Origin of the sequence: Prevotella corporis DSM 18810 = JCM 8529, from assembly GCF_000430525.1 — a bacterium.
Taxonomy (GTDB): domain Bacteria; phylum Bacteroidota; class Bacteroidia; order Bacteroidales; family Bacteroidaceae; genus Prevotella; species Prevotella corporis.
The window spans coordinates 1-1,630 of sequence record NZ_AUME01000087.1; the positions used below are offsets into that span (position 1 = coordinate 1).

Here is a 1,630-nt window from a genome sequence, read left to right on the forward strand (position 1 = left end):
ATGATAAAATGGAGTATTCAAGGAGTGGATTCCAACTTTAACGAAACAAAGGTGTTATCCAATACCTTTTGCTGGTTGTAAGTCGAGTTCTTGAGGGACGACTACTTATAATTCTCCTCCAACATCCTTTCCAAATCCGACTCCTTATAAAGTATCTTCCCTGCAAACTGCGTATAGGGAATAACTCTCCTGTCCCGATAGTCCTGCAAGGTGCGAGGGCTGATATACAGCCGCTCACACACTTCCTTGCCTGTGAGGAAATGCTCACCTCCAAACAGCGGCTTGTGTGTCAGAGCAACTTCCTTAATTCTCTTGCTTACTCCGTAGATAGCGGACAGCACCACCTGCATATCGTCCACCTCCATATTCAAATCTCTTACCTGTTCCATAATCTTCGTGTTTATTTGTTGATTTTAGTTTTATCCGTTTTTGATTTCTCTGTTTTGGTTTGGAGTAACTGCTCTACGTCCTCACGCTTGTAATAGCACTTATGCCCGATTTGCGAGAAAGGCAGCACGCCTGTATCCCGATAGTGCTGCAATGTGCGCTTGCTGATGTTAAGCAACTTGCACACATCACCGTTGTGCAGCCAATCGGTATGCTTGCTCTGTTCCCCAAATGCCTTGTGGCAAGTTTCGGCAAGACAGAGTATCTCGTTCCTCAGCTTTGCCCAGTTTGAATCCGTAATGATAAAATATCCCATTGTTTTATTGTTATTTTGTTTGTAATTCTGTCTTGTTGGTATTGACAACACCTTTGTCTGTTCTGCGTTTCATCGCACGTTTATGCCTGCAAAAATATGATGAGTTTGTCATACTTCAAAGCAGCAGGGAACAGCAGGGAAATATCGGGAACTTCAAGGAAAAAGACAATGCATTTTATCAGCAGCCGTTTGCACCTTCTTACCCTATTTTTTTTCTTTCACCGTCCGTTGGGTACAAAGATATGGTGCTGTATCTCCTATTCAATCGTTATTCGCCCAAGTGGCAGCTTGTGACACTCTTGGTGTGGACAAACGCTACCATATTTCTGTGCTGATTCTATCGTTTGTAATATCGGTGTAGAATACTGCAAACGTGTGCAAAGAGCACACTTCTACCTCTGCCTTTTCTTGTTATTTTATCCCCCGTCTTGACTTAGTTCAGGCTTAAATAAGTTTTTTCTTTCCCCATCTCCATAAAAATCCGTGCGAACTTTATTGCCAATGAGCGCAACATTATGCAAGCACTCTCCGAATGCTTGGAACTTTCATCTTCTTGTAATAACTTCACTCTCTGAAACCAAACCAAGCATATAATGAAAAAGAATGCAGATAAAGGCAAATCGGAGGGCGAAAACAATATGCCCAAGCAAAGGAAGACTTCCTCAAAAAACGGTGAGATAGAAACCTATCTTTCCTCTCGCTATGAGTTCAGATACAACACGGTGCTGGAAAGAACTGAATACAGGAACAAGGACGATGCTCACTTCTCAAAAGTGGGTCGCTATGAAATCAACACGCTCCGCAGGGAACTTGACAACGATGTGGGGATTAACACATCTTCCGACAACCTCTATTCCATTATAGAGAGCAGCTTCTCTCCACGTATCAACCCTATACAGGAGTATTTCAAGGGATTGCCCTTGACGG

General features: G+C 42.9%; 2 protein-coding genes and 1 pseudogene. 1 reads left to right on the forward strand and 2 read right to left on the reverse strand.

Annotated features, from left to right (window positions below; genetic code table 11):
- Positions 1-101 precede the first annotated feature (101 nt).
- The gene (locus H515_RS0110380; protein ID WP_028901922.1) at positions 102-389 is read right to left on the reverse strand and encodes a helix-turn-helix domain-containing protein; all 288 of its coding nucleotides are present in this window, start codon (positions 387-389) and stop codon (positions 102-104) included.
- An 11-nt stretch (positions 390-400) separates the two neighbouring features.
- Complete coding sequence (locus tag H515_RS0110385) at positions 401-703, reverse strand: helix-turn-helix domain-containing protein (RefSeq protein ID WP_025878259.1); 303 nt, start codon at positions 701-703, stop codon at positions 401-403.
- A 593-nt stretch (positions 704-1,296) separates the two neighbouring features.
- Between H515_RS0110385 and H515_RS0110395 the strand changes: the two are divergent.
- Positions 1,297-1,630: pseudogene (locus tag H515_RS0110395) on the forward strand (VapE domain-containing protein); the annotation flags it as partial.